This is a genomic window from Persephonella sp., assembly GCF_027023985.1.
GTDB lineage: Bacteria > Aquificota > Aquificia > Aquificales > Hydrogenothermaceae > Persephonella_A.
In genome coordinates, this window is record NZ_JALVTW010000011.1 from 12,487 (window position 1) to 38,095 (window position 25,609).

28 protein-coding genes are annotated in these 25,609 nt (G+C 32.0%); 16 read left to right on the top strand and 12 right to left on the bottom strand.

Annotation, left to right across the window (positions count from 1 at the left end):
• Window positions 1-30 precede the first annotated feature (30 nt).
• Window positions 31-1,275 (bottom strand): epoxyqueuosine reductase QueH, encoded by a 1,245-nt coding sequence (locus tag MVE07_RS02695; protein ID WP_297453615.1) that lies wholly within the window; start codon window positions 1,273-1,275, stop codon window positions 31-33.
• The gene (locus tag MVE07_RS02700; RefSeq protein ID WP_297453618.1) at window positions 1,268-1,858 is read right to left on the bottom strand and encodes an HNH endonuclease; all 591 of its coding nucleotides are present in this window, start codon (window positions 1,856-1,858) and stop codon (window positions 1,268-1,270) included. Before MVE07_RS02700 ends, MVE07_RS02695 begins: the two co-directional genes overlap by 8 nt.
• Before the next feature lie 171 nt (window positions 1,859-2,029).
• On the opposite strand from MVE07_RS02700, the gene MVE07_RS02705 reads away from it, so the two are divergent.
• From MVE07_RS02705 to MVE07_RS02730, 6 genes are read left to right on the top strand one after another with little or no spacing between them, the layout of a single operon-like run.
• A complete protein-coding gene (locus tag MVE07_RS02705) occupies window positions 2,030-3,196 on the top strand; it encodes an Eco57I restriction-modification methylase domain-containing protein (RefSeq protein WP_297453621.1) in 1,167 nt (388 codons plus the stop codon).
• Window positions 3,193-3,960 (top strand): R.Pab1 family restriction endonuclease, encoded by a 768-nt coding sequence (locus MVE07_RS02710; protein ID WP_297453625.1) that lies wholly within the window; start codon window positions 3,193-3,195, stop codon window positions 3,958-3,960. Before MVE07_RS02705 ends, MVE07_RS02710 begins: the two co-directional genes overlap by 4 nt.
• A gap of 14 nt (window positions 3,961-3,974) precedes the next feature.
• Window positions 3,975-4,931: a magnesium/cobalt transporter CorA gene (gene corA, locus MVE07_RS02715; protein WP_297453628.1), complete on the top strand. Its 957-nt coding sequence runs from the start codon at window positions 3,975-3,977 to the stop codon at window positions 4,929-4,931.
• Between the two features lie 54 nt (window positions 4,932-4,985).
• On the top strand, window positions 4,986-5,291 hold the full coding sequence (locus tag MVE07_RS02720; RefSeq protein ID WP_297453634.1) for a hypothetical protein: 306 nt from the start codon (window positions 4,986-4,988) through the stop codon (window positions 5,289-5,291).
• Window positions 5,292-5,348: 57 nt separating this feature from the next.
• Window positions 5,349-6,530: a TolC family protein gene (locus tag MVE07_RS02725; protein ID WP_297453637.1), complete on the top strand. Its 1,182-nt coding sequence runs from the start codon at window positions 5,349-5,351 to the stop codon at window positions 6,528-6,530.
• On the top strand, window positions 6,530-7,597 hold the full coding sequence (locus MVE07_RS02730) for an efflux RND transporter periplasmic adaptor subunit (RefSeq protein ID WP_297453640.1): 1,068 nt from the start codon (window positions 6,530-6,532) through the stop codon (window positions 7,595-7,597). The genes MVE07_RS02725 and MVE07_RS02730 overlap by 1 nt, the downstream gene beginning before the upstream one ends.
• Here MVE07_RS02730 and MVE07_RS02735 read toward each other — a convergent pair whose 3' ends face one another.
• Both MVE07_RS02735 and MVE07_RS02740 read right to left on the bottom strand, forming a co-directional pair.
• Complete coding sequence (locus MVE07_RS02735; RefSeq protein ID WP_297453643.1) at window positions 7,598-7,720, bottom strand: hypothetical protein; 123 nt, start codon at window positions 7,718-7,720, stop codon at window positions 7,598-7,600.
• A complete protein-coding gene (locus tag MVE07_RS02740; RefSeq protein WP_297453646.1) occupies window positions 7,713-7,946 on the bottom strand; it encodes a hypothetical protein in 234 nt (77 codons plus the stop codon). Before MVE07_RS02740 ends, MVE07_RS02735 begins: the two co-directional genes overlap by 8 nt.
• 32 nt (window positions 7,947-7,978) lie before the next feature.
• Between MVE07_RS02740 and MVE07_RS02745 the strand changes: the two genes are divergently transcribed.
• From MVE07_RS02745 to MVE07_RS02765, 5 genes are all read left to right on the top strand, one after another.
• Window positions 7,979-11,038: a CusA/CzcA family heavy metal efflux RND transporter gene (locus MVE07_RS02745; protein WP_297453649.1), complete on the top strand. Its 3,060-nt coding sequence runs from the start codon at window positions 7,979-7,981 to the stop codon at window positions 11,036-11,038.
• 83 nt (window positions 11,039-11,121) lie between these two features.
• The gene (locus tag MVE07_RS02750; protein ID WP_297453652.1) at window positions 11,122-12,399 is read left to right on the top strand and encodes an ATP-binding protein; all 1,278 of its coding nucleotides are present in this window, start codon (window positions 11,122-11,124) and stop codon (window positions 12,397-12,399) included.
• Window positions 12,400-12,491: 92 nt separating this feature from the next.
• Window positions 12,492-12,863: a hypothetical protein gene (locus MVE07_RS02755; RefSeq protein WP_297453654.1), complete on the top strand. Its 372-nt coding sequence runs from the start codon at window positions 12,492-12,494 to the stop codon at window positions 12,861-12,863.
• Window positions 12,864-12,926: 63 nt separating this feature from the next.
• Entirely contained in the window at window positions 12,927-14,387 is a 1,461-nt protein-coding gene (flgK, locus tag MVE07_RS02760) for a flagellar hook-associated protein FlgK (protein ID WP_297453657.1), read from the top strand.
• 66 nt (window positions 14,388-14,453) lie between these two features.
• The gene (locus MVE07_RS02765; protein ID WP_297453659.1) at window positions 14,454-15,401 is read left to right on the top strand and encodes a flagellar hook protein; all 948 of its coding nucleotides are present in this window, start codon (window positions 14,454-14,456) and stop codon (window positions 15,399-15,401) included.
• On the opposite strand, the gene MVE07_RS02770 is transcribed toward MVE07_RS02765, so the two are convergent.
• The 6 genes from MVE07_RS02770 to MVE07_RS02795 all read right to left on the bottom strand — a co-directional run bounded on the left by MVE07_RS02770 (window position 15,402) and on the right by MVE07_RS02795 (window position 20,201).
• Window positions 15,402-15,650: a hypothetical protein gene (locus MVE07_RS02770; RefSeq protein WP_297453662.1), complete on the bottom strand. Its 249-nt coding sequence runs from the start codon at window positions 15,648-15,650 to the stop codon at window positions 15,402-15,404. It abuts the gene before it with no gap.
• Entirely contained in the window at window positions 15,632-15,991 is a 360-nt protein-coding gene (fliS, locus tag MVE07_RS02775; RefSeq protein ID WP_297453666.1) for a flagellar export chaperone FliS, read from the bottom strand. Before fliS ends, MVE07_RS02770 begins: the two co-directional genes overlap by 19 nt.
• 10 nt (window positions 15,992-16,001) lie before the next feature.
• Window positions 16,002-17,327, bottom strand: coding sequence for a flagellar filament capping protein FliD (gene fliD, locus MVE07_RS02780; protein ID WP_297453669.1), 1,326 nt, complete (start codon window positions 17,325-17,327; stop codon window positions 16,002-16,004).
• 3 nt (window positions 17,328-17,330) lie between these two features.
• On the bottom strand, window positions 17,331-17,708 hold the full coding sequence (locus MVE07_RS02785) for a flagellar protein FlaG (RefSeq protein ID WP_297453672.1): 378 nt from the start codon (window positions 17,706-17,708) through the stop codon (window positions 17,331-17,333).
• A 96-nt stretch (window positions 17,709-17,804) separates the two neighbouring features.
• A complete protein-coding gene (locus tag MVE07_RS02790) occupies window positions 17,805-18,665 on the bottom strand; it encodes a flagellin (protein WP_297453675.1) in 861 nt (286 codons plus the stop codon).
• A 6-nt stretch (window positions 18,666-18,671) separates the two neighbouring features.
• On the bottom strand, window positions 18,672-20,201 hold the full coding sequence (locus tag MVE07_RS02795) for a glycosyltransferase family 2 protein (RefSeq protein ID WP_297453679.1): 1,530 nt from the start codon (window positions 20,199-20,201) through the stop codon (window positions 18,672-18,674).
• A 94-nt stretch (window positions 20,202-20,295) separates the two neighbouring features.
• On the opposite strand from MVE07_RS02795, the gene MVE07_RS02800 reads away from it, so the two are divergent.
• From MVE07_RS02800 to MVE07_RS02820, 5 genes are all read left to right on the top strand, one after another.
• On the top strand, window positions 20,296-21,504 hold the full coding sequence (locus tag MVE07_RS02800; RefSeq protein ID WP_297453682.1) for a glycosyltransferase: 1,209 nt from the start codon (window positions 20,296-20,298) through the stop codon (window positions 21,502-21,504).
• Between the two features lie 123 nt (window positions 21,505-21,627).
• Window positions 21,628-23,052, top strand: a complete 1,425-nt coding sequence (locus MVE07_RS02805) for an FAD-dependent oxidoreductase (protein ID WP_297453685.1) — start codon at window positions 21,628-21,630, stop codon at window positions 23,050-23,052.
• A 25-nt stretch (window positions 23,053-23,077) separates the two neighbouring features.
• A complete protein-coding gene (locus tag MVE07_RS02810) occupies window positions 23,078-23,206 on the top strand; it encodes a hypothetical protein (protein WP_297453688.1) in 129 nt (42 codons plus the stop codon).
• A 148-nt stretch (window positions 23,207-23,354) separates the two neighbouring features.
• Window positions 23,355-23,900, top strand: a complete 546-nt coding sequence (locus tag MVE07_RS02815) for a hypothetical protein (RefSeq protein ID WP_297453692.1) — start codon at window positions 23,355-23,357, stop codon at window positions 23,898-23,900.
• A complete protein-coding gene (locus MVE07_RS02820) occupies window positions 23,887-24,672 on the top strand; it encodes a hypothetical protein (protein ID WP_297453695.1) in 786 nt (261 codons plus the stop codon). The genes MVE07_RS02815 and MVE07_RS02820 overlap by 14 nt, the downstream gene beginning before the upstream one ends.
• On the opposite strand, the gene MVE07_RS02825 is transcribed toward MVE07_RS02820, so the two are convergent.
• A complete protein-coding gene (locus MVE07_RS02825) occupies window positions 24,669-24,947 on the bottom strand; it encodes an ATP-dependent Clp protease adaptor ClpS (protein WP_297453697.1) in 279 nt (92 codons plus the stop codon). The genes MVE07_RS02820 and MVE07_RS02825 overlap by 4 nt on opposite strands.
• 4 nt (window positions 24,948-24,951) lie before the next feature.
• Window positions 24,952-25,581: a nicotinate (nicotinamide) nucleotide adenylyltransferase gene (nadD, locus tag MVE07_RS02830; protein WP_297453699.1), complete on the bottom strand. Its 630-nt coding sequence runs from the start codon at window positions 25,579-25,581 to the stop codon at window positions 24,952-24,954.
• Window positions 25,582-25,609: the final 28 nt, after the last annotated feature.

Here is a 25,609-nt window from a genome sequence, read left to right on the forward strand (position 1 = left end):
CCTAAGTTAGTGATATGAAAAAGTATAACATTAATAATAACTTAAATTCAAACTTTTTTCCTGTAAAGTCTTCTTACCTAACTGTCCGATTGTATGTGCTCCGAATATTCTTATCTGAAGTTTTCCATTTTTTATATCTACTTTATGTTTTATTAATTCATTTTTAATTTTTTCTATATTACATCCGTATGAACCATCCGGTAGAGTATCACTCCAGAAATCTATAAATTCTGTTGCTGTGTCTTCCCCTATATACAGGTTTTGGGATTTCCCGTTTTCATCAAATTTAGTTTTTAACTGCAGTTCAACTTTATCACCTATATTTAGCTGGGTTTCATTTCCTACAACAAAAATTGGATGTGTAAAATTCCTTGGTTTTTCAAGGGGGATTTCTTTTAGAGAAGAGTTTAAGACCCATATCTGTGTATTTGATTTGCTTAAGAAGCATACCCTTTTATCTTCCAACTCTACTATGTCGCTGATTTTTGCTCTAAGTATTCCTTTTATTGAATGGGAACCCCATAAAACCGTGTGGAAAACATGTTGTTTATTAACTTTCATCACAGAAGATATTAAACGCCAGTTCATAAAATCAAAATCTTTTTCTGTGCAGGGTAGCCCCAGTTCTTCTGCAAAGGTTCTTATTTGTTTTATAAAAAGTAGTTCTTCTCTGCTACCTGGAAGTCTTCCTTTACCGAAGCTAACCAGTTCTTCCACAAACTCACCTTTTCTTTGCTGGAATAGGGCAAACATACACCCACAGTAATTCTGGTGGTATAGCTGGCTTTCTTTGGATAGCTTGTTCATCTTTTCAACGCCGCCACCTTTACGGAAATCTATAGCTACAAACTCAAGACCATACTGGGAAGCTACTTTCTCACCTACAGATTTTAAAACCTGAAAATCCTTTTTAGGACTCATCATAAGAACGGTTGTGATTTTATTAAACCCTTTTTCTTTTGCTCTTTGTGCTGTTTTCTCCAGTCTGACATCGTGGCAAACTGTGCATCTTGCTCCTCTTTCTGGTTCATTTTCCAGTCCTTTAACTGCTGTTAACCAGTTCTGGATATCATACTCAGCTTTTTCACAGTTTATTCCAAGCTGATTACATACCCTTTGGGTTTCTACCCATCTAAGTTCGTATTCTTCCTCTGGGTGTATATTAGGGTCGTAGAAATACCCCTCTATATATGAATTTGGAAACTCTTCTTTTATTTTTTGCAGTGCATAAATCGCATCTACTCCGCAGCATATATGAACCAAAATTTTATCCATTTTTTTCTCCTATATATTTGTTTAGTATTTCTTCAATCAGTTTATTTAAGGTTATGCCTTTTTCCTTTGCCTCCTGAACAAGCTTTTCCTTTAGCTCAGAGGATACAGATATACTTAATATATCCTTTTTGCCTAATATTTTCATTATTTTTTGGGGACTTAATCCTGTCTGTTTTGAGATTTTATAAATGGAATATCCCTGGGCGTATAAATCAAATATTTCCTGATAATCCATTTCCTTTTTTTCCGGATAAGGACTCCATTTTAGATTGGAAACTTTGTTGTTTTCTCTATTTCCATCTATATGAACCACATATTTATAATTTTCAGGATTAGGGACAAAATACTGGGCAACAAGCCTGTGAACGTATAAAACTTTTCTTTTCCCTTTATTACTGAGCTGAACTTGCAAAAAACCCTGTTTATTTTTAAATGGCTTTATCCGGAATTCTTTATACTTTTCAGGTAAAAGCCCATATTTCAGGCCTTTGTAGACATAACCTTTGTTGCTAACGGCGTAATTTTCAAAGCCATCTATTTTTTTCAGGATTTCATCCCCAAACTGATAGATTATTTCACTCATTTTCACCTCTATTTTGCAATATTTAAATTTTGTATATTGCAATAATAAATATAATAGACATTATATTTGCAGTAAAGGGTTATTTAGAATAAATTTTCCTATCCTATGGAAATTTATATAGAAAGGTGAAAGATTTTATGGGATTTTTCTCTGTGATAAAATAGAAACGTTATGATAAATAATAATTACCAAGCATTACCTTCCCATTTGGATAAAATCAACCTTATCAATAAAGGTGCATTTTATACCTCCCCTATTTATGTTGATACGGTTTGGGATTTTATAGAACCATATATTGATAAAGAAACAGTTGTCTTTGACCCTGCTTGTGGTTATGGAGTTTTTTTATCAAAAGAAACAAAGGCAAAGAAAATCGGTAATGATATAGACTCTAAAGCATTAGAAATTGCAAAGAATAATACAAAAGATGTTGCTTACTATAACTATAATTTTTTAGAGGTTTTCAATAGAACTGCTTATGGTATAGATGAAGAAAAAAAATTAATTGTCATAGGTAATCCACCCTATAACGATATTACCTCCCAAGCTAAGAAAAGACTAAAAAAATTAAATTTTGGAGTGAATGAGAAACTTAAGACTAGGGACATAGGTATATCTTTTTTGAGAGCATTTGATTACCTAAAAGCAGATTATATTTGTGTCCTTCATCCTTTGTCTTATTTAATTAAAAAGGCAAATTTCAACTTGTTAAAAAATTTTAGAGAAAACTATATAATAGTAGATAGTTTAATAATTAGTAGTAAATACTTTAATCAGACTTCAAAATCTTCTGAATTCCCTATTGTAATCGCCTTGTATAAAAGAAAAGAAAATAATGGAATGGATTATGAATATATAAAGAATTTCAATTTTAAGACTATTGAAGGTAAAACTTTCAAACTTAGTGATTTTGAGTATATAGGAGATTTTATAAATAAATACCCTAAGAAAAATATAAAAATTAAAGAAGGAGATATACTTTTTTATACATTAAGGGATATAAATGCATTGAAAAGGAATAAAACATTTATAGAAAAACCTATTGCAAATGCAGTTAAAGTAGATATAGATAAACTGGATTATTACATTTATGTTGATATTTTCAAGGATTTTATAAGACATGTTCCCTATTACTTTGGCAATTTAGATATTTTAATTGATACACAATTATTCAGGAGATATAAAGACTACTTTATAAGCTATGCATTAAAAAAATATCCATTTTTAAAAAAGCATTATTCTAATTCCAAAATTCATCCTAAAGATGAAACTTTTATCTTAAAATATTTCAAGGAGTTATTAAAAGGCCATTTTATTCCTATAAAGGAGAAAAAATGAAAATATCTTCTGTTGATTATAGGAACCAAAAAATTATTATAGAAATTCCTTTAACCCAACCTACAGGAAAGATACGAATTAAAGAAAGGCAAAGCTATACAGATTTTGGTGTTCCTGTAGCCACAAGGCAAAAAGTTTTTAATCCTAATATGTATGTTGAGTGGCAAATTGGATACGATGCAGAACTAAATTCAAGTAAGGCAGATTTTTCAAGATTAAAAGATAGAAATGACTTAACCTTCAAAGCATACAATGGGAAGAAAAAAGTCTTATACGAGTTGAGCGAGTATTTATATTATTTTTATGAAATGGGTGTAATTTCCAAACAAGATATAGATACTTTGGAGATAAAAATCAAAAATATCCCTGAAAGTAAATTAATAGAAAACAGCTATAAAATATATAAGTCCAATCCTATTCGTAAAACTTTTAATGAAATGGAATTTTTAGAAAGTGAAATTAAATATCCTCATTTAATATATGATTTTGATAATGGCTTTTTTATAATTGCCGAAATTACCATAAGAGAAAAACAAAAGGCAATAGGCATACAACCGATGGTCTATATTTGTTTTCCTGTCTCTTACTTAAAAGACCAAAATGGAAACAGCATAATTGGGAGAAAAGCAGAAAAAAATGAAAAAGTTTACTTTGAACTTGATAAAGATAAAGCTTTCGTTATTATAGATAGTTTTAAAATTTTTGGAATGCTTTCTAAAAATCACAAGCATGACATTTTAGAGATTTTAAAGGTTATAAAGTAGTATCATAAAATATCATGATTAGATTATTTATTAGAGAAGAACAAACTATAAGGATTGAAAGCATAGAAGACCTTTCAAGAAAGTGTAAACATCCTGAAAAGGTTCTGTGGATTGATATGATTTCTCCTACTGACGAGGAAATAGAATGGGTATCAAAGGAGTTTGAGGTTGAATTTCCATCCAAACAGGAAATCACAGAGATAGAAATCAGTTCCAGATATTTTGAGGATGAAGAAAGCATAACAATCAATGCCTATTATCTGATAACCAGTGAAGGAGAAACCCCTTTCAATGAAACTGTAACATTTATCCTGAAAAAACACCATCTGATAACAGTTAGATACAGGGAGCTTAAAACTTTCAAAGAGCTTGTTAAAAAGCTTATGATGAACCCAAGTGCCTACGAAGATGGTTATTACATATTTGCAGGACTGCTTGAAATTAGGATAGATACAGATGCGGACACTCTTGAGTTCATAACCAGAGAGATAAGCAAACTTAGTAAGATTATCTTTACAGGAATTGATATAACAGAAGAAATCCTTGAGTCTATCTCTTATTTTGAAGAAATGAATATGACAATCAGGGAAAACCTGATTGATAAACAGAGAATATTATCCTCGTTGCTCAAATCTTACAAAGTTCCCCGTGAGGTAAGGGAAGAATTAAGGATAATGATAAAAGATGTTAATTCATTGATTGAATACACTACCTTTAATTTTGAAAGACTTGATTACCTGCAAAACACATTTTTAGGGTTACTTAATATCCAGCAGAACCAGGTTATAAAAATATTCACAATTATGTCTGTTATATTCCTGCCTCCTACACTGATAGCAAGTATTTATGGTATGAACTTTCAACATATGCCTGAACTTGCATGGAAATATGGTTATCCTTTTGCATTGCTTCTTATGATAATTTCAGCATTAATTCCACTTTATATCTTTAAAAGAAAAGGCTGGCTATAACTTTTATGAGATAAACCATTAGCAAAACGAAGATAAATCTGCTAAATTAACAATATGTTCAAAAAATTAGTGGCGATTATCTTGCTAATAGGGTTTTCCTTTAATGTTTTTCATGAGTTTGTTTTTTATAAAATAGATCCATGTATGCAAAAAGTAGAAAGTCTAAAATCCTTCTATGACACACATAAGAATAAAGACCCATTATGCGATATTCACCAAAATTTGCATCTGAAATATTTATTTGTTGAAAATTTTGAAATTAAAGAAATAGAATTTCCAGAAAAACCATTTTTTATCCTTCCAAATTTAAATCCACAAGAGTCTCCCCAAGAAATCTTTAAACCTCCAACCCTTTCTTAATCAAAATTTTTACGGCCTTATTCTGTCTTTTTTCAAAACCATTTTAGGAGGTTTAGTATGTTTTCCAGATTTTATGTTGTATTCCTATTAATAATTAGTTTTAGCTATGCTGCAACCTATGAGGATATTTTGCTGCAAGCCTTTAAAAACAGTCCATATCTAAAAAGCTATGAATATCAGAAAAAAGCTTATGATGGTAAAATCCTTTCTGCCAAAAGGACATATAATCCTGAGATTGATATTGAGTTTGGTAGACTTGTTTCCCAAACAGAAAGCGGTTTTGCTCTAACATCATTTTCCTTGAGTCAGCAACTTAGACTATGGGGAGAAAAAGATTTTGCCATAAAATCGGCAGTTCTCCAGAAAAAAGCACAGGAATATTTTTTCCAGCAACAGAAAAATATTCTCGCCGGTCAAATATACCAGATTTTTTATGAAATTCTGTTTTTAGACCAGCAGATAAAAATAAAACAAAAAGAACTTGAGAACCTGCAAAAGCTTTATTCTTTTATAAAAGAAAAATATGACCTTGGAGATGCACTGTTAATAGATGTTTTGCGGACAGAAAAAGATATTTCCCTTATCCAGCTTGAAATACAGAAACTAAAATCAGAAAAACATGCCAGAGAAAGTTATCTGTTTGCAATTGCAGGAATAAACCCACAAAAAATAGAAGGAGACCTGTATCAGCTTAGGTCTTTGAAAGATATATCCATAAGTAAGCTTCCTTTAATAAGCTACTACAAACTTTTGATTAAATCTTATGATGAAGAGATAAAAAGGCAAAAAGTCCTTGCAAAACCTCAAATATCAATCGGTTTAGTAGCAGAAGAAGATGCAGAAGAACTTGGCAAATATGAGTTTGGGATAGGAATATCCTTTTCTATTCCTGTTTTTTACAGAAATCAGGGAGAAATAATTTCTGCTGTAAACAGAAAAAAGCAGCTTATAGCAAAAGAAAAACAGTATAAACTCCAGTATCAAGCACAGATAAAAAGCATTTCAGGTCAGTATAAAGTTTTAACAGACCAGATTAAAAAGCTTGATAGCACTGCCATAGACAAGATTAAACAAAGCTTACAGCTTGCCTTATCAGGATACAAAGAAGGAACAATCACATACCTTGATCTGTCTTCAATCAGAAAACAGTATTATCAGACCCTTTTATACAAAGCGCAGCTTTATTACCAGCTACACAAACTTTATGGAGAATTTATAAAAATTGGAGGTATTAGATAATGAGAGGATTAATATTATTTCTTCTTATATTTGGTTTAGCCTTTGCTGAAGAGGAAAATATAGTATCTGAAAGTAATGAAATTCCACCAAAAATCCAGAAGGTTCTAGGAATAAAGACCACTGCTGTTCACGAAAAAGCTATAGATTTAATCAAAAAATATCCTGCCATAGTAAAAGAGGATTTAACTCTTGTTCAAAAGATTTATTCCCCTGTTGATGGAATAGTAAAAAAGCTTTTGGTAAAAAAGGGGGATACAGTTAAAAAAGGACAGATTCTTGCCTATGTTTACTCTCCGGAAATAGCTAAAATCACAACCCAGATAAATCAGGCCAGAGTCAAGTATGAAACCCTGAAAAAGCTGTATGAAAAGGAAAAGCAGCTATACGACAAAAAGCTTATAACATATACCCGATTTTATAGCTCAAAAATTAATTATGAAAATGCAAAGGCAAATCTAAAGGCATTACAAGACAGCCTCAGAGTTTACGGAGAGGTTAGCGACGGTTTCCTCATTCTCAGGTCAAAAATAAATGGCTATATAACCGACCAGAATGTGGTTCTTGGAGATAGTGTTGATATAGATAAAATGCTTTTCAGGATTTATTCAGATAAAAGATTATGGGTAATCGCAGCAGTTCCTGTGGAAGATACACCTTTTATAAAGAAAGGAGCTAAGGCACAGGTTATATCCCAAATAGGAAAAATTTCTGGAATTGTTGATTATGTAAGTAAACAGGTTGACCCTGAAACGAAAATGGTAAATGTCAGAATAATAGCAGATAATCATAACCATATTCTAAAGCCAAATATGTATGTTGATGTAAAAATTCCCTTAAGAAAAATCAAAGGACTGTTTGTTCCTGCCTCTGCTGTTGTTGAAAATGAAGGGAAGCACTTTGTTTTTGTGGAATATAAAGAAAACAACTTTAAACCTGTTGAAGTTAGGATAGGAGAAAGGATAAATGGCTACTATCAGATTTTGTCAGGTTTACAGGAAGGTCAAAAAATAGTTGTTCAAGGTGCGATACATCTAAAATCTAAATTCTTCGGAGAAGCAGAGGAGTAGTTATGAGTGTTTTTCTTTCTTTTCCAGCCAGTTTACTAATTTGGGCATCCATAATGGAAGGGTTGCAAAAATCAAGGCCATTAAAACCAGCGCTAAAAGTATGGAAAATAACATGCTATCCATTTTCTTCTCCTTTTTTCCAAATGGTTATAGTAATTAAAAATAGTCCAATAAACAAAGCAGTCAAAAATAAAAAAGTTCCGAGAACCAAAAAATTTTCTTTATCATTGGGAGAAGAGTTTTTCACATATCCTTTTAATAAATTACCTAAGTATGTAAGAACAAGTATAAATAAAACTCCAAATCCTCTTCTTATTTCTTTAAGTTCTTCATATTTAAAGTTTTTCATAAAAAGTATTTTAACACTTTTGGAGGTTAAAAATGATAGGTTTAATACTTAAGTATAGATTGATAGTCCTATTTTTGTTAATAGGGGCTTTAGCCTATGGATATTATGCATTTAAAACAATTCCCGTTGATACATTTCCAGACCCAACGCCGACGCAGGTGAATATATTCACAGAAGCTCCAGGATACTCGGCAGAGGAAGTGGAAGCACTGATAACCAAAAAAATAGAAACTGTGATGAGTGGAATTAAGGATGTAGAAAAGGTTAGAAGTGTCAGCATAGCAGGACTGTCTTATGTAGCGATATTTTTCAAAGATGGAACAGATATTTATTTTGATAGGCGACTTGTTATGGAAAAACTACCTGAGGCTCAATCTAAATTACCTGAAGGGATTACCCCAATAATGGGGCCAAACTCTTCTGGTCTTGGAAATGTTTTGCTGTATGCACTTGTAGACAACTCAGGGAAATACTCATTAACAGACCTTAAAACCATTCAGGAATGGACTATAAGACCACTTCTAAAATCAATCAATGGTGTTGAAGACATTGTTCAATGGGGACCAGACAAGGCATTCATTGTTTATCCAGATTTAGAAAAACTTCTTAAATATAAGCTAACTATTGATGATATTTTTACGGCAATTGATAAAAATGGAGGCTTGGCTGGCGGAGGATACACAAAAACAGCAGAAGGAGATTTGGTCATAAGGGCAGTTGGTAGTATTACATCTATTAAGGATATACAAAATATTCCTGTAAAAGTAGTTAATGGACAGGTTGTCAGAATAAAAGATGTGGCGATTGTTAAGGAAGATGAGGTGCCCCAAAGGAGAGGTGCATTTACCCTTAACGGAAGGGAAGTTCAAGGGAATATAGTTCTCAAAAGGATAGGAACAAACACACAGGAAATAGTTGAAAAGCTTAGAAAAGAGATAAAAAGAATAAATGAAGAAGTTCTACCTGAAGGCGTCCAGATAAAGCTCTTATACGACCAGTCTTATCTTACAGAAAAGGCGTTATTCACCATAGAAAAGGCACTGATTGAAGGTATTGTTCTGGTATCTATTGCGATGGTTATATTTCTTGGAAATATCAGAGCAGCTGTTCTGGTTATCCTGTCTATTCCTTTTACATTGCTTATTTCATTTATCCTTATGAAACAGTTTGGTCTTACTGCAAATCTTATGTCCCTTGGTGGTCTTGCGATTGGACTTGGTCTGTTTGCAGATGCAACAGTTGTTGTTATTGAAAATATTTTCAGGCATTTAAGCCATAATGAAGAAGGAGACAAAAGGTTCAAATTAGAGGTTATAAAGCTTTCTGTTCAGGAGATTATCAGACCTGTCGTTTTTGCTATTTTAATTATAATTGTTGTTTTCCTGCCTATTTTTAGTTTTGAATCTGTTGAAGGTAAATATTTTAAGCCCCTTGCATTAACAATAATCTTTGCCCTTATATCTTCTTTGATTATTGCTTTAGTTGCTATGCCTGTGCTTGCTTATTTTGGATTAAAAGGTGGTTCTGAGAAAAATATAGTAATGGATTTTATTGAGAAGGTTTATCACAAAGTTTTAAGATTTGCCTTTAAGATAGGAGCTATTTTATTTATTGCTACAGCAGTTGTATTTGGCGGCAGCCTTTATCTGCTTAGCAAGATAGGAACAGAGTTTACCCCTGAACTTGATGAAGGGGCTGTTTTACTGGAAGTTTATTTAGATCCGAATATCTCATTAGACCAATCAGAAAAAGTAGCCAGATACATAGAAAATCAGGCAAAGTCTTTTAGCATAGTCCAAAAGGTTTTTACAACAATTGGTAGAGCAGAAAAAGGAGAAGTTCAGGATGTTAACTATATGGAAACATGGATACTTCTTAAACCTTATAATCAGTGGAAAGAGTTTTCCTCAAAGGAAGAGTTTAAAGAAGCCTTAAGGGAAAAATTAAAAGACCTGCCAGTTGCAGGGATTATATTTACCCAGCCTATAGCAATGAGGATAGAAGAGCTGCTATCTGGAGTAAAAGCAACAGTGGCTATAAAAATATTTGGAGATGATTTAAAAAAAATAAATGAAATAGCCTATAAGGTGGAAGAAATTGCAAAAAATACCAAAGGGGCTGTAGATGTTGAAACAGAGGCACAGACAGGGAAATTACAGCTCCAGATAGTTCCTAAAAGGGAAATTCTTTATAAATATGGTTTACATATAGGAGATATTCTTTCCCTCGTTGGAAAATACATGGCAGGTGCAGAAGTAAATGAGTATAGGGACGGGCTTATAAGCTATCCTATCTTTGTAAAAATTTCAGGAAAGGATTTAAGCGATATAGAAAAAATCAAGAATATACCCGTTTACAAAAAAGAAGATGGGACACTTCTATATCTAAAGGACATAGCAGATGTAAAAGTGGTAGAAGGATTTTTCAAAATAAGACATGAAAATGGATTAAGATATGCCCTTGTCCAGTTAAATATAGAAGGAAGAGATTTAGGAGGATTTATAAAAGAATTAAGGGAGAAACTCCACAAAGAAATAAAACTACCTGAAGGCTATTTTATCCGCTTTGCAGGTCAGTTTGAAAATCAGGAAAGGGCAATGAAAAAACTGGCGATAATTGTTCCTGTGGCAATAGCACTTATATTCCTGCTGCTTTTTATAAACTACAACTCAATAAGAGACGCATTTTTGATAATGCTTAATGTTCCTTTTGCCACAATCGGAGGAATTCTGGCACTTTATATATCAGGCTTTAATCTGTCTGTTCCTGCATCTATTGGATTTATTGCTGTCTTCGGTATAGCAACCCTAAACGGTGTGGTTCTGGTTTCATATATAAGGCAGGTATTAGACGAAGGAAAGGATATAGATACCGCCATACAAAAGGCTACAACATTAAGGCTTAGACCTATTCTCATAACAGCTACAGCAGCATCTTTAGGTCTTGTGCCTATTTTGTTTACAAATGATATCGGTTCAGAAATCCAAAAACCGATTGCTGTTGTGGTTATTGGTGGAATATTCAGTTCCACATTTTTGACACTAATACTGCTGCCTGTTGTTTATAGATTTGTCTACAAAAGATTTAGCTAAAATTTAGGGAACCGTAATGGTTCCCTTTATCCTTGTCAAGAAGGATAAAATATTGTATTTTTATCCCTGTTTAGAGGGATAAAATGAAGGAACTTTTTAAAAAATTAATAACTGACTTTATGGAAAGGGATTTAGAGGTATTAAGGAGAGATTATAATATTCCCCTTAATACAAAAAAAATAGTTTCTTTAATTGGAGTAAGAAGAAGTGGGAAAACATATATATTATTTGACTTAATAAATAAACTTAGAGAAAAAGGACTAAAGGAAAACATTATCTATGTAAACTTTGAAGATGATAGATTGATTGGTATTACCTATAAAAACCTTGATGAACTAATAGAGGCTTATTTTGAGCTTTTTCCACAAAAAAGAGATGAAAAAATATACATTTTTTTAGATGAAGTCCAGGAAGTTGAATACTGGGAGAAGTTTGTAAGAAGAATTTACGACTCGTTGAACACCCAAATATATATAACAGGTTCTTCTTCAAAACTACTATCAAAAGAGATAGCAACTTCTTTAAGGGGAAGGACGATTAGTTATGAAATCTTTCCTCTTAGCTTTAAAGAATTTTTGGATTTTAAGAATATAGAGTGTAATCTGTATTCTTCAAAAAGTTTATCCTTTATAAAAAGTGCATTTAATGAATATCTTATAAAAGGTGGTTTTCCTGAGGTTGTTTTGGAAGAAAACGAGGATATCCAGATTAGAATTCTCAGGGATTATGTCGATTTAGTAGTCTATAGAGATATTATAGAGAGATACCATGTTAAAAATCTTTCCTTATTAAAGCTACTAATTAAGTATATATTTTCAAATCCGGCTACTCTGATAAGTTTCAATAAACTATATAATGATTTCAAATCAATGGGTTATAAGCTATCTAAAGATACACTGTTTGAGTATTTTGAGTATCTAAATGATGCTTATGTAGCATTTACAACAGCAGTATTTAAAAGTTCTGTAAAAGAAGAAGCAAGGAACCCTAAAAAAGTATTTATTGTAGATAATGGATTCAATTATATATTCAACACTTCATTTTCTCCGGATTTCTCTAAATTATATGAAAATCTGGTTTTTATAAATTTAAGAAGGAAGTATAAAGAGATTTATTACTTTAAACAAAAAAAAGAGGTTGATTTTTACGTTCCTCAAGAAAAACTTCTTATAAATGTAAGTTATGATATATCCAGTAAAGAAACTTTAAAAAGAGAATTAACTGCCTTAGAAGAAGGTATGAAGTATTTCGGAATAAAAGAGTCATATTTGATAACATCTGAGAAAGAAGAAACAATTACTACTAATTCTTTAAAAATTCATCTGACACCATTATGGAAATGGTTAGTCAGTAAATCTTGACTTTTTTGTCTCAGATTTTAAAATAAAACACAGAAGATTTGATATTTTTCAAAGGCTTTCCAGACAGGGCAAATAAATCAAGGAGCGAGCTAATGGCAGAGGCTACAAAACCTGTTGACACACCTGTTGAAGAAGAGATTACCACCGAAGAAACAGCCAAAAAGTCCCTGTCTAAATATTACACTTATGAAGATTACTTGATTAACAGAAAAGTTACTATTCTATATGGAATAACATTCTTCTTTATATTTTTATCAGCTGTAGTCTCTGAAATACTATCCCTTGTTTTTGATGAAGGTCTCCTTAGTCCAGTTCAGGTGGTTTTCCATAGCTGCGCTTTTGTTGGTTATGTGACAACTTTCTATTATGTTTATAAAAAACAAGATTACATAGAAAAGAAAAACACGGAAATTTTTGAAAAACAGGAAAAGATAGATAAAGAGGAACTCAAAAGATTTCAATAAGTAGAAAAATTTTTCATACTGCCGATAATATCTATATAAAACCCTGAAAATTGAGGTAATGAAATGTCTTCTCTATTTTTTTCTCTGTCTATTGCAGGACAATCACTCCTTACCCATAAGAGAGCAATGGATAATGTAAATAAAAATATGACCAATATGTATTCTGAAGGATATTCAAGAAGGGTAAATCATCTTGCTGACTTGCCTGCAAGCAGTGTTTATCTGAAAAAAATAGAAAGGATTTTTGATAAATCTCTTTTCGGTAGATATATTGCCACAAACAATCAAAAAGCCGGATACGAGAACTATCAGGATATCCTTCAGCAGATTGAGGATATATACAATGATATTCATGATTCGGGACTTGCAAGTGAACTAAACGATTTTTTTAATTCCTTTAATGATGTTGCAGTTAATCCAGATGATCTTGCGGCAAGATACTCAGTAATGTCAAAGGCACAGGCACTTGTAGGCAGAATTAGAAATAGCTATGAAACATTGCAAAATATAAAAGAAAAAACTTCACTTTCAATAAAGGACAGTATCGGAAAATTAAATGACCTGTTAAATCAGCTTGCTTATGTAAATAAAAACATAAAGTTCTATTTCCACGATGAAGTCAGGCTAAATGAGTTTTTAGATGAAAGGGACAGACTTGTAAAAGAAATATCCTCATTAATTGATGTTAAAACAAGAATAAATGATGATAATACCGTTGACCTTTTTACAGCTAAGGGCTTTGACCTTCTGGTGTTTGACCAGGCGGCAAAGGTAACCTATGACACAGATGAAAATAACAACCCTGTGGTTAGAGTTAGAGGAAATAATATCTCAGATATTCTTGGAAATGGGAAAATAGGCGGTTATATGAAAGGAATTAAAAAAGTTAATGAAGCCATAAATCAGCTAAATGACTTTACAGCAACACTTGCCCTTGTGGTTAATAAGCAACACAGACAAGGATATGACCTGAACGGAAACAATAATATAGATTTCTTTGGAATTGACCCTGAAAGTTCAGAAACAAATATAAATGCAGGAAATATTATTCTTAATATAACAGACCCAAAGCAGATAGCAGCTGCATCTGACCCTGCTTATACAAACTCTGATAATACAAATATTAAAAAAATAATAAAACTAAAAGATGATATAAACGGGGTATTAACAGCTTCCGAAGAAACTGACCTTTTATCCGATGGTTCAATTACCATTGGAGGAATTACATACACCCTTAATAATGTAAACAACTACAATTTGATAAAAGAAAAATCCTTCCATGAGTTTTATGGTTCAGAAATGGTTACTCCTATCTCAACGGAGCTTTCCCATGTTAAAAACTTAACTGATGACAGTAGTTTTATGCTTAATGCTATAGACCAAAAGATAAAGGAAAAATCCGGGGTTAATATAGATGAAGAACTGATTAATCTGACAAAACTTCAAAGGGCATATGAAGCATCTGCCCGTATAATAAATGTTACAGATGAGCTATTGCAAACAGTGTTGAACCTTGTTAAGTAGTTATTAAAAAATAAATTATAATTACCGATAATAAACTCAAATTTTGAAACAAAATAGGTGAGGAAGATGAGAATTCCTGATATATCTTTCTTTGATACATTTATTAAATATGACAGGATAAGGGAAAAGGATATAGAGAAATATACAAGACAACTTGCATCAGGAAAGAAAATCCTTTCTCCGTCCGATAATACTGTAGATAATGTCAGGTCATTAAGATTTAAAAAACTTATTGAGAATATAGATACTTACAACAGGAATATTGACAGGGTTAAAACACAGCTTGATGTGGCAGAGAGCACCCTTGCTAATATAATAGAGGCGGCAAGGGAAACCAAAGTAGAAATAATAAGACTTCATAATATAGGTGTTCTTGATGCTGATGATGCTGAAATTCTCAGGGATTTCTTTAAATCAATGAGAGATTATATACTTAATCAAGCTAATGTTCAGGTTGGAGATACGAGATTATTCGGTGGTGTGAAATCCCAGACAGACCCATTTGCTTCTGATGGTAGTTATGTGGGAGAACTTGTTGAAACTACGGTTCCTGTATCAAAGGGAGTTGAACTTAATACAACATTTAATGGTAAGGAATATCTGGGAGTTAATGAAACCAGTAATAAAATGCTTCTTGTAGAAGTAATTGATAAGATTATAGACATAATAGATTCAGGAGATTTATCAAGATTAGATAATCCTGCAGATTATATAAATGTTCAGATAGATGGACATTCTTATGGAAATGTATCTGTGATAGAAGCTTTTGATATAGGAATGAAAGAAATTCTTCAACATAGGTCAATGTTGGGTGAACAAGTCAGGATAGCTGATAATCTTAAACAGCAAAATGAAACCCTTAGGGTGAACTTTTCTGAGCTTGTTTCTAAACTTGAAGATGCAGATTATGCAGGAACCATTTCTGAGCTTGAAAAGGCTAAAACTGCATATGAAGCAACTATTGCTTCAATAATGCAAAATAAGGATTTAAGTCTGTTGAAATTCTACAAATAATTAGCGGTATTTTTTCATATTCATCTTTTTTTCAATAGCTGAGATGATATTTTTTTGTTTTTCTGCTGCTATTTTTTCTATCTGGTTTATTTTCTGGACTATTTCTTTTGCTTCTTCAGGGGATAGATCGGAAACATCTATCCCCTGAAGTTGTTTCGAGAGCTGTTGGATTTTTTTGTAATCATCATTTTCAAGTGCCAGAAATATCTGGTCAAATAAATGTTTTAAATCTATGATATTCCCTCCCAACCTTCTCTCAGTTTTTCTAAGATTTCCACAATGTCTTGTAGAAGCTGTGTATCATTTCTGGCATGGGCTTCAAGGATTTTACCGTAAGAAAATTCATAAAGTTCTCTTAAGTTCTTGGCAATTTCCCCGCCTTTTTCCATATCAAGAGAAGAGTTCAGAGCAAGGATTATTTCTGTAGCCCTGTTAATATTATTTACTTTTGATTTAATATCGTTATTTTTGATATCTTCTATAGCTGCCTTTAAACAGGCAATTGCTTTATCATAAAGCATAACAACCTGTTTAACCGGAGATGCAGTCGATATATCTGTTTTCAGGTAAACGTCATATGGGTTTGTCATCGTTCAACTCCTATTGTTGATTTGGATTTAATAGAGAAACATTACCAAAAGTAGCAGTTATTCTTTGTCTTATATCCTGCATTTGCGCTATAAGCTGTTGCAGTGCTACAAATTGCATTTTTAATGATTTTATTTCTTCATCAATTCTTTTTTTCTGCAGTTCTATGGATTCTTCAATACTCTGTATCTGTTTATCGTAACTTTTTTGTTTGAGTTTAATAGGGCTATCTGAACCGGTGATATATAGAAGAAAATCATACATATTGTCTTTAAGCTGGGAAATTTTATTTTTTACAGTGTCTTCATCTGTATATAGCATATCTTTTAGTTTTGTGCTGTCTATGGATATATGGCCAGTGTCTTTATCAACACTTAGAATACCAAGTTCAAATAAAGGGTCAAATCTGTTAAAGATTCCAGACCTTACAGATTGTAGAGTTGATATTTCATCGGATAGTAGTCCATTTTCTCCTGTATTATTTTTGATAAAATCCACTAACTCGTTATATTTATCAATCATTTTTTGAAAGTCATTCATAAAAGGTTCAAAATCCTGTTGGATATTTATGTTTACAGGAGAAGAAGATGTGGATTTTACATTTATTGTTAGTCCTGCAATAACATTTTCAAAGGAGTTGTCTGCACTTTCTATAGTTTGGCCATATATACTGATCTGGGCATTTTGGGCAGTTTGTGCATGATAGAAGTTTCCTAATGTTGAGGATAGGTTTCCTGAATCAGATATACTTACCGTATTATCACTTCCTGTGTCTTTGCCTTGTATAAGAAGTCTGTATTGGGAACCATCATAGAATATTGAAGCAGATATATTCATATCATTGTCTGCAGCAGTTGAGTTTATCTGTGAAACTATATCTTTAAGGGACATTGTGTTGTCGTAAGAAATATTTATTGTATTGCCCTGATAGATAATACTGAGAGTTCCGGAAGTGAGAGAAGATATGGCAGCATTTTGGTCAGATACACCTCCATTGGTAAGCCATACATCATTTTTGGCAAGCTGATTTACCTGAACGTCTATAGTTGAAGGTATAAGCTTAGTATCATCTGTTACTATTACATCTATGATGTTGTCATCTGAAACGCTAACTTTTTTCTTATCAAGTTCAAAAAGGTCTGTTACTTTATTAAAATAGTTTTTAAAGTCATTAACTATTTTTGCGTAATCTGATAAGGCAGATTTCTTTTGTTTTATCTGGTTTTCTCTTGATTGAAGTAGATATATCTGCTGGCTTTTTAGTGCTTTTATGCTATCTAAAATCTGTTGATAATCAAATCCACCTGTAAGATTACTTAAATAAATTTCGCCGGCCATGATTTAAACCTCTTTTTTGATTAAAAGCCCTACCAGTTCATCTATCCTTTTGGCAAGTTCAAGGACATATTCAGGAGGAATCTGCCTTATGACTTTATTTGTTTGTTTATCCATTATTTTAATTACAGGTTCATGAAGGTCTTTGTCTATCTCTATTTTTAAATACTTGTTCATATAATCAAATTTTTCTTTTATATCTTTGAATAAGTCTTCTAATTGCTTTTTATCCAGTTTTTGTAAACTATTCTTTAGTTCTTCTTGTTGTTGTTTGGTAACTTGTTCAGCGGGAGAATTATTTATTTCTTTCGCTCGAGTTCGATCTAAAGTCTGACCTTCCACAAGGGACTTATCCATAACATTATTAACATTTTTGATATCCATGGCTTTTCCCCGTATTTAGTTTTTTCTTTATAAATACCTGCACATTGGCAGATATTTATAAAGAAGGGGAGAAAAACTCCCCCTCTATTAAAGATATTATCTGAGTAATTGTAAAACAAGTTGAGGAAGTTGATTTGCTTGTGCAAGCATAGCTGTACCAGATTGCATGAGTATTTGATTTCTTGTGAATTCAGACATTTCTTTAGCAAAGTCAACGTTTCTAATACGAGATTCAGCTTCAGAAACATTAACTCTTTGTGTGTTGTTGTTATTAATAATTTTTTCAAGTTCAATCTGATAAGAACCAAATTTAGCAGCAAGGTTGTCAACTGCTTTGATAAGGTCATCAACTACTTTTACAGAAGCATTAGCTTTTGTTTGTGTTGTAACATCAATTGTATAAGTTGTGCTACCAATTACAACGCTAGATGCTTGTGTGGCAGATGTTCCTGCAGTTGCTCCTGCTTTATCTCCAGTAATTTTTAATTCTTGGTCTTTTCTTCCACCATAGTGAATTGTAAAACTTACTACTGCCCCAGAAGAGAATAAGTTAACCCCATTGAATTCTGTATCTTTGAAAATTTTACTGATAGTATCTACAAGATTATTGATATCCTGTTGAATTTGCTGCCTTGCAGTTGAATCATTTGAATCGTTAGCTGCCTGAATTGTTTTAGCTTTAATGTCGTTTAGGATGTTGTAAACTTCAGAGAGGGAACCCTGTGCAATTTGGGCGATACTTACACCATCAGCAGCATTTCTTGTTCCTTGTTCAAGTGATACTACATAGGTTTTTAGCTGATCTGCAATGTAGAGACCTGCTGCATCATCGGCAGCTCTGTTAATTCTGTAACCTGTAGCCAACCTTTCAAGTGATTTGTTCATATTATGTTCAGTTCTTAATAGGTTGGCATGAGTAAAGTCTGCCTGAAAGTTGTAGTTAATTCTCAGTGCCATGACTGATTACCTCCGATTTTGTTTTTGTTGAGTTTTATTATCGGAGGTGGTTTTTAATTTTTTAGTAAGATTATTAATTTCCTCATCAAATTTTTTAAGTTCTTCTTTCAAATTAAGATTTATCAAGCATTCCCGTATTTTAGGAATTATATTAAGATCTTTTGTTTTTCGAAAATATGTTATTAAATCTTTAAAAGCAGTTTCATATTTTCCTTTTTCTAAGGCTTCTTTGCCTGAAAAATAATATAGCAAACTATTTTGAGGATCTACTTTTTGTAGTCTTTTAATAATTTTATTCTTTATATTTATATATCCCATATGTTCTGCATATAATAAAGCAAAGGATAATGCTTTTGGAGAGTTATTATATAGATTTACAAATTTATTTAAAAATTTAGAGATATCTTGGTTTAATTCCTTGGCTGTAGTTACTATTAGGATTCCTAAATACTCTCCTTTTCTTTTCTTCCATAGGTCTATCAATTTTCCTAAGTTATATTGGTCAGATTTTTTTACGGTTTCAGGAATTATATTCTCAATGTAATAAGGAAGATTTAATAATTTATCTGATACAAATGAATGCCCTTTTGACAATATAAAAGGATTTTTAAGATGTTGATCTGTTAACGTTATAAATTTGAGGAAAGATTCCACAGCTCTATTGTAGTTTTTTAGTTCTAAATATGTTTTACCCTCGAGGAATACAATATCCAAATAATCTGTGAAAATATTTTGAGCTTCTTTGACTTTTTTAAGAGCTTCATCATATCTTTCTTCTTTTAAAAGGGCTTCTATCAAATAAACATATACATAAATATCAAAAAATCGGGTTTCGTCTGTGATTTCATTTATAAATTTCGTAGCATACTTTATAACCTGTTTAGTATATTTAGCATCATAGGAAGATAGAACTGCGTAAGATTGCACTAAATAAAAAAGTTTTATATGGTATTGTTTAGAACTTTTGTCTAATTCTTTTAGTTCTTGCCTTAATAACTTTATATTACGCAAAGCTTTTTTTCTTAAAACAGCAGAATCTTGGAAACCGTAATGCTTTACAAAAACAGGTATTCCATAGCTTTCTGAAACATTCAATGTTTCATGAACTTTTCCTATCCACTTCACTTTGGGATTGTTCCGATGTATAAAAGTATTAGAGGAAATACCTGCACTTTCTAAGTTGTCACCTATATTTTTAATAAGTATATTGACAGCTAAAATATCTTCTGGAATGTTATTTAGATAATATAAAGCCTTCCTCCACTCTTCCTCTTCCAATTCAAAGTCTGCATCAAAATGCCATATCCATTCCCCTGATGCTTTTGAAACTGCATAGTTTCGTGCATCTGCAAATCCCTGCCATTTTCTATGGTAAATTTTACATCCATATTGTTTTGCTATATCGACTGTTCTATCTGTTGAACCTGTATCAACAAGGATAATCTCATCAAATTTGCCTTTTAGACTTTCCAGCAGTCTTGGAAGGTTTTTTTCCTCATTTTTAGCTATGATACACGCAGATATATTTAGTGCCATTGATAACCTCTTTTTTATTAATTTTCGTTATTTTCTAACTTTAGTATTAATAATACCGAATATAATCTATATAAATTTATTTACGGAGGCTAATATGCTCACAGTTTGTATAATAGGCAAATCCCCTGACAAAACAATAAAAACCCTGCTGGAAAATGATTTGTCTGAAGTTGAAGAAATTATTATTACTGATCCAGATACAGCAATAGTTCACCCTAAAATAAGAATAGTAGATATCAATTCTGATAATAAAGCTGTAATAAGAAATCAACTTATTGATGAAAGTTCACAGGATTATATTCTCTGGTTATCTTCTGATAATGAGCTTGAAGATACATCTATAGAAGAATTTATTGATGATATAGAAGACAACCCTGATGCTGATATTTTTTATGCAAATGAAATAATAAAGATAGAGGATGAAGAAGATATAAGGAATTTTTCTGATTATTATGAAACAGAAGATGCACTTATACAGGCTTTGACACTTGAAAATGAAATACCTGAATGGGGTGTTGTTACTAAAAAATCTATTTTTGATAGATTAGGGAGATTTAATGAAGAGTATGAAGATTACGAGTTCTATGAGTTTTTATATAAGAACTTAAAAAATCTAAGGTTAAAGCTGGCAGAATTTACATTTATAACCTTTAATCTTAGAGAAACTTTTATTGATACTTCTTTTAGAAGTAAAGCTTTGAGAGAGGCATTAAGCATTTATGATTGGAAAAAAGAGATATTTCCTTCTTTAAGCTGGGATAAAAATGAGAATCTTGCATATTCTACTGCATATACAATGATAGGGGATAAGCTTTTTAACTATTTTGATTTTTATAACGCCTCAGAATATTACAGAAAAGCTATTTTGTCTTTTCATAATCAGGTTTCTTTGAAAAAACTTATCAATACACTTGTAATGATGGGATTTTTTGATAAAGCAAAATCAATAACATCAACAGAGCAAGGATTGACTGAGCAGGATGTTCAGGAGATTATAGAAAATATAGATAATATCAGTAAACTTGTAAAAGAATTAGAACTTGCAGTTGAAGAAGGGAAAGCCGGAGATATTCTTGTTTCTTCTTCTGATATCTTATCTGTTTATCAAGGTGCACCTATTTATAACATATTAGGAGTAGTGTATGCACTAAAAGGAGAGTTTCATACAGCTTATAAACTGCTTTATAAAGCGGTAACTATGAATCCCCTGGATGAAGACATTTTATATAATCTTCTTGATGTTGCTAATAAGATAGGAAAAAAAGAAAAAGTTGAGAAATTAGTCCGTAGATTATTATCTTGACGTTAGGTTAGTTATTGTTAACCGGCACTTATAAATCTAAACTTATTAATGTAAATCAATTTAAATATTTAACAATTAGGTTTATAATTTGATATAAGACCAAATATCAATGGAGGATTAATTATGGCAAAGGTTGTGGTAGTAGGGGCAGGATTTGCCGGGCATTATGCGGCTCTCATTTTATCTGATGCCCTTAAGGGTAAGGGCAATCATGATATCACAGTTATTACCCGTGTTCCAAAATTCACTTATATTCCTTCGCTTGTATGGGTTGGTGTTGGTCAAATGACAGCTGACCAGGTTCAATTTGACTTAAAACCTGTTTACGACAAGGTAGGAATTAATCTTGTTCATGGTGTAGCAAAAGAAGTTCATCCAGATGAACAGTATGTTGTTGTTGAACTTCCGAACGGAGAAACAAAAAATGTAGACTATGATTACATTATCATGGCTACAGGTCCTTACCTGAACTTTGAAGGAACCCCGGGACTTGGACCAGACAAAGGATATACACACTCAATTTGTACACCTCCACACGCAACAAAAGCAGCAGCTGCTTATCTTGAGCTTGTTCAAAGAATGGAAAAGGGAGACAAGGTAAAAATAGTTATTGGAACAGGGCACGGTGCTGCTACATGTCAAGGTGCCGCATTTGAGTATATCTCAAACGTTCACAATGACCTTGTTGACAGAGGATTAAGAGATAGAGCAGAAATCCTCTGGCTATCTAACGAACCTGCGTTAGGAGATTTTGGTATTGATGGCCTTGAGATGAAACACGGCGGTGAAATCTTTACCGGTGAAGAAATGGTAACTTTCTTGTTTGAAAAATATGGAATCAAATGGCAGATTAAATCTCACGTTAAACAGGTTGATGAAAACAAAATATACACAATTGATGTTGATGGAAATGAAAATGAAATTGAATACGATTTTGCAATGTTAATACCTCAATTCAAAGCTCAACCTATTAAATGGATAGACAAAGATGGAAATGATATAACAGACAAAGTATGTAACCCTGCAGGTTTTGTAAAAGTTGATGCTGTTTATGGCAAACCTTATGATGAGCTTGATGGTCCAGACTGGCCAAGAACATACCAAAACCCAATTTATAAAAATGTATTCGCAGCAGGTATTGCATTCGCACCTCCAGGACCATTATCAAGACCATCTCAAGCTCCAGATGGTTCTCCGATAGCACCGGCTCCACCAAGAACAGGTTATACAGCTGAGCTTTCAGGTAAAGCTGCAGCACTGAATATAGTTGATATGATTGAGGGAAGAGAACCATCTCACACAGCATCAATGGCAGAAACACCAGGTCTTTGTGTGGCTTCACTGAAACATCACCTTTTAACTGGTGAGGCTGTTACTATTGCTATCTATCCTGTTGCAAGAAACAGGGCTGCATTCCCAGAATATGGTAGAGACCTTGATAACTGTGTGGCAGAAATTGGACTTGCAGGTGCATGGTTCAAATGGTTCTTACACCATGCATTCCTATACAAACTCCAGGCTAAACCAGGCTGGAAACTTATACCTTAATTAAAAAGTAATGGAGGGATTAGATATGGCTACTGATAAAAAAAGAGAAATGATGGAAAAAATGTGGAAGTATAGAAAAAATCTTGCAGTTCAATTAATGAGATTTGTAGTTTTAGGACTGCATTTTAACAAATTAGTCAAAAAGGTTCATTAACGATAAAAGCTCCGCTTTAAGCGGAGCTTTTATCAACATATAGTATTTAAAAAATTTACACACTATATATAGTTCTTGAAAATGGATAAAAAGTTATGCTAATACTATTATCACTAAAAAATAAAACACTGTTTGAATTGAGAGGGCAATGAAAAAATCCTTAGAAAAATGGTATATTGATTTTGTAAGAAAAGCTGCAAAAAAAGAAGAAAACATAGACATAGATAATTCTTCTGTTGATCATGCGGTTTTGGTTATAGAAGAATTAATTAGATATGCAAGTAAAAATATATACATTCTTACAGACGAATTTAAGGATAAATTTTATAGACTCTTAGATACTACTCTTATTAACTTTCTAAAAAAGGGAGGGAAAATATATATATTATCTTATAACGATATATCTAATAATGAATTTCTCAAAGATCTAAAAAATAGATTCCCCAAAAATATTTTTGTGAAAAAAGTATTAAAAGAAGATAAACCAAAATTGTTTGTAGAAAAACAACAAAAATACATAAATTTTATCCTTAATGATAAGAAAGGTGTTAGATATGAATTAGATGAAAAATTAAACGACTTAACTACAAGAGCTATCGTCAATTACGGGGATGAGGAGACTCATGATTTGTTTAAACAGGTGTTTGATAAATACTTTGAGAGGGGTGAGGAAGTAAAGTTTGATAAATCCTGAAAAAATAAAAGAAAACTCCTCCTATATTCAAAAACTCAACAAATTAGTTAGAAACAAGTTTAATTTTGAAAACCATTTTTGGAAATTTGTAATTATTGTTTTTATCCTTTCTCTCTTATTGACCATTTTCTTGAGAGTGAATCCTTCAAAAGTTGATAGATTAGTAGGAGCTGAACAGGTTATTATTTTCTTTATAGGTGCAGTTATGTTTTTGTTTAATGAATCTTTAATAAGTTATTCTTCAATTTCTAAAATAAGCAGTAATTTATCTAATTTGGAGAATAGACAAAATGAGATAATTGAAAAATTGAATTTGGGCACTAATATTGAAAGAGCAACTATAAGTTCATCTTTTTCGGAGTTTGTAAAACTGATGAAAGAGATAATTGAATACTATAAATACAGGATAGAGGACTTTAAAATATTATCATTTATTTTGTACTCTTTGATAGTTGGAGTAACTTTTTTACTTATAAGCTTTACACTGATAACAGTACCAGGAAGTAAAAAGAGTCTTGCTGATCTTACTTTTAGTGTTGCTTCAAACGTAAGTTTTCACCTCGGTAATTTTCTTTTGTCTTTTCTATTTATTTCTCAAACTTTATTTCTTACGATGTGGGGTGTTATGGCTTCACGTCTTCATAAGCAGAAACTGGAAATTAAAAGGATGTTAGAGACTAAGGAGTTTATAAATGGTTTTAAAGATTTTATTAATGAGTTAAATGAAAAAGAAGAAGTAAAAGCTGTAGGTAAAAAGTCTTTACTTGATTAAATAACAACCTCCACAGACAGGTCTATTTCTTCAAGAACATTTTGGACATAAAGGGCTTCTTCTAAATCACCTTCAAATACAACAGCTTTTCCTTTTGTATGAATTTCCCATGTTAAAGCTTCTGCTGTTGCAAGATCACATTTTGTAGCCTTCATTATTTGATAGATTACTTCTTCAAACGTATGCCAGTCGTCATTGTAAACTACTACTTTTGCTGGAATTCCAATCTCCGTTTTTTTCTTTTCCTGTATGTCTGTCTCAAATCCTATGCCCATACTCTCAGCCCCTATATAGTTTTTTATTTAAAATATATTTTTCTACCTGTGGTAAGACAAGATATTTGATAGATTTTCCTGTTTTTATTCTACTTCTAATTTCTGTAGAGGATACATCAATTCTTCTGCTACTGAAAAAATGCACTTTACCAGGATTTTCAGGATTAAGCTGGTTATCTGTTTTTAGTTCAATTTCCGGAAATTTATTTTTAAGAAAATTTTTTATTGCTTCAAGGGTGTCTTTTCCTCTACCAACCACAATAAAATTAGTGTTTTTGATGAGTTCTTCAGGGCTTTTCCATTTATCCAGAGTTAAAAATGCGTCTGTCCCAACTATGAAAAATGGATAATAACCGAGTTTTTCTCTGTAAATTTTTATTGTATCAATAGTATATGATTTACCTTTTCTCTTAATCTCTATGTCATCAATATCAAAATAGGGATTATCTTCAGTGGCTATTTGTAGCATATTTAGTCTATCCTGGGGAGGCGCTTTGCTTGGGTGTTTCAAAGGAGAATGATATGCAGGAATGAAAATAATTTTTTCAAATGAAAAATATTCTCTTATATCCTCAGCTATTCTTAAATGTCCTATATGAACAGGGTCAAAACTTCCACCGTATAATCCAATCATAATTTGAATATTATAAAGCCTCCCGTTA

What these genes read in the sequence shown, in the direction of transcription:
- MVE07_RS02705 (WP_297453621.1), top strand. Translation starts at nt 2,030, where the DNA reads ATGATAAATAATAATTACCAAGCATTACCTTCCCATTTGGATAAAATC.
- MVE07_RS02750 (WP_297453652.1), top strand. Translation starts at nt 11,122, where the DNA reads ATGAAGGAACTTTTTAAAAAATTAATAACTGACTTTATGGAAAGGGAT.
- MVE07_RS02730 (WP_297453640.1), top strand. Translation starts at nt 6,530, where the DNA reads ATGAGAGGATTAATATTATTTCTTCTTATATTTGGTTTAGCCTTTGCT.
- nadD (WP_297453699.1), bottom strand. Translation starts at nt 25,581, where the DNA reads ATGATTGGATTATACGGTGGAAGTTTTGACCCTGTTCATATAGGACAT.
- MVE07_RS02800 (WP_297453682.1), top strand. Translation starts at nt 20,296, where the DNA reads ATGCTCACAGTTTGTATAATAGGCAAATCCCCTGACAAAACAATAAAA.
- fliS (WP_297453666.1), bottom strand. Translation starts at nt 15,991, where the DNA reads ATGACAAACCCATATGACGTTTACCTGAAAACAGATATATCGACTGCA.
- MVE07_RS02810 (WP_297453688.1), top strand. Translation starts at nt 23,078, where the DNA reads ATGGCTACTGATAAAAAAAGAGAAATGATGGAAAAAATGTGGAAGTAT.
- MVE07_RS02805 (WP_297453685.1), top strand. Translation starts at nt 21,628, where the DNA reads ATGGCAAAGGTTGTGGTAGTAGGGGCAGGATTTGCCGGGCATTATGCG.
- MVE07_RS02710 (WP_297453625.1), top strand. Translation starts at nt 3,193, where the DNA reads ATGAAAATATCTTCTGTTGATTATAGGAACCAAAAAATTATTATAGAA.
- MVE07_RS02740 (WP_297453646.1), bottom strand. Translation starts at nt 7,946, where the DNA reads ATGAAAAACTTTAAATATGAAGAACTTAAAGAAATAAGAAGAGGATTT.
- MVE07_RS02755 (WP_297453654.1), top strand. Translation starts at nt 12,492, where the DNA reads ATGGCAGAGGCTACAAAACCTGTTGACACACCTGTTGAAGAAGAGATT.
- flgK (WP_297453657.1), top strand. Translation starts at nt 12,927, where the DNA reads ATGTCTTCTCTATTTTTTTCTCTGTCTATTGCAGGACAATCACTCCTT.
- MVE07_RS02720 (WP_297453634.1), top strand. Translation starts at nt 4,986, where the DNA reads ATGTTCAAAAAATTAGTGGCGATTATCTTGCTAATAGGGTTTTCCTTT.
- fliD (WP_297453669.1), bottom strand. Translation starts at nt 17,327, where the DNA reads ATGGCCGGCGAAATTTATTTAAGTAATCTTACAGGTGGATTTGATTAT.
- MVE07_RS02735 (WP_297453643.1), bottom strand. Translation starts at nt 7,720, where the DNA reads ATGGATAGCATGTTATTTTCCATACTTTTAGCGCTGGTTTTAATGGCC.
- corA (WP_297453628.1), top strand. Translation starts at nt 3,975, where the DNA reads ATGATTAGATTATTTATTAGAGAAGAACAAACTATAAGGATTGAAAGC.
- MVE07_RS02825 (WP_297453697.1), bottom strand. Translation starts at nt 24,947, where the DNA reads ATGGGCATAGGATTTGAGACAGACATACAGGAAAAGAAAAAAACGGAG.
- MVE07_RS02815 (WP_297453692.1), top strand. Translation starts at nt 23,355, where the DNA reads ATGAAAAAATCCTTAGAAAAATGGTATATTGATTTTGTAAGAAAAGCT.
- MVE07_RS02785 (WP_297453672.1), bottom strand. Translation starts at nt 17,708, where the DNA reads ATGGATATCAAAAATGTTAATAATGTTATGGATAAGTCCCTTGTGGAA.
- MVE07_RS02765 (WP_297453659.1), top strand. Translation starts at nt 14,454, where the DNA reads ATGAGAATTCCTGATATATCTTTCTTTGATACATTTATTAAATATGAC.
- MVE07_RS02725 (WP_297453637.1), top strand. Translation starts at nt 5,349, where the DNA reads ATGTTTTCCAGATTTTATGTTGTATTCCTATTAATAATTAGTTTTAGC.
- MVE07_RS02700 (WP_297453618.1), bottom strand. Translation starts at nt 1,858, where the DNA reads ATGAGTGAAATAATCTATCAGTTTGGGGATGAAATCCTGAAAAAAATA.
- MVE07_RS02795 (WP_297453679.1), bottom strand. Translation starts at nt 20,201, where the DNA reads ATGGCACTAAATATATCTGCGTGTATCATAGCTAAAAATGAGGAAAAA.
- MVE07_RS02745 (WP_297453649.1), top strand. Translation starts at nt 7,979, where the DNA reads ATGATAGGTTTAATACTTAAGTATAGATTGATAGTCCTATTTTTGTTA.
- MVE07_RS02695 (WP_297453615.1), bottom strand. Translation starts at nt 1,275, where the DNA reads ATGGATAAAATTTTGGTTCATATATGCTGCGGAGTAGATGCGATTTAT.
- MVE07_RS02790 (WP_297453675.1), bottom strand. Translation starts at nt 18,665, where the DNA reads ATGGCACTGAGAATTAACTACAACTTTCAGGCAGACTTTACTCATGCC.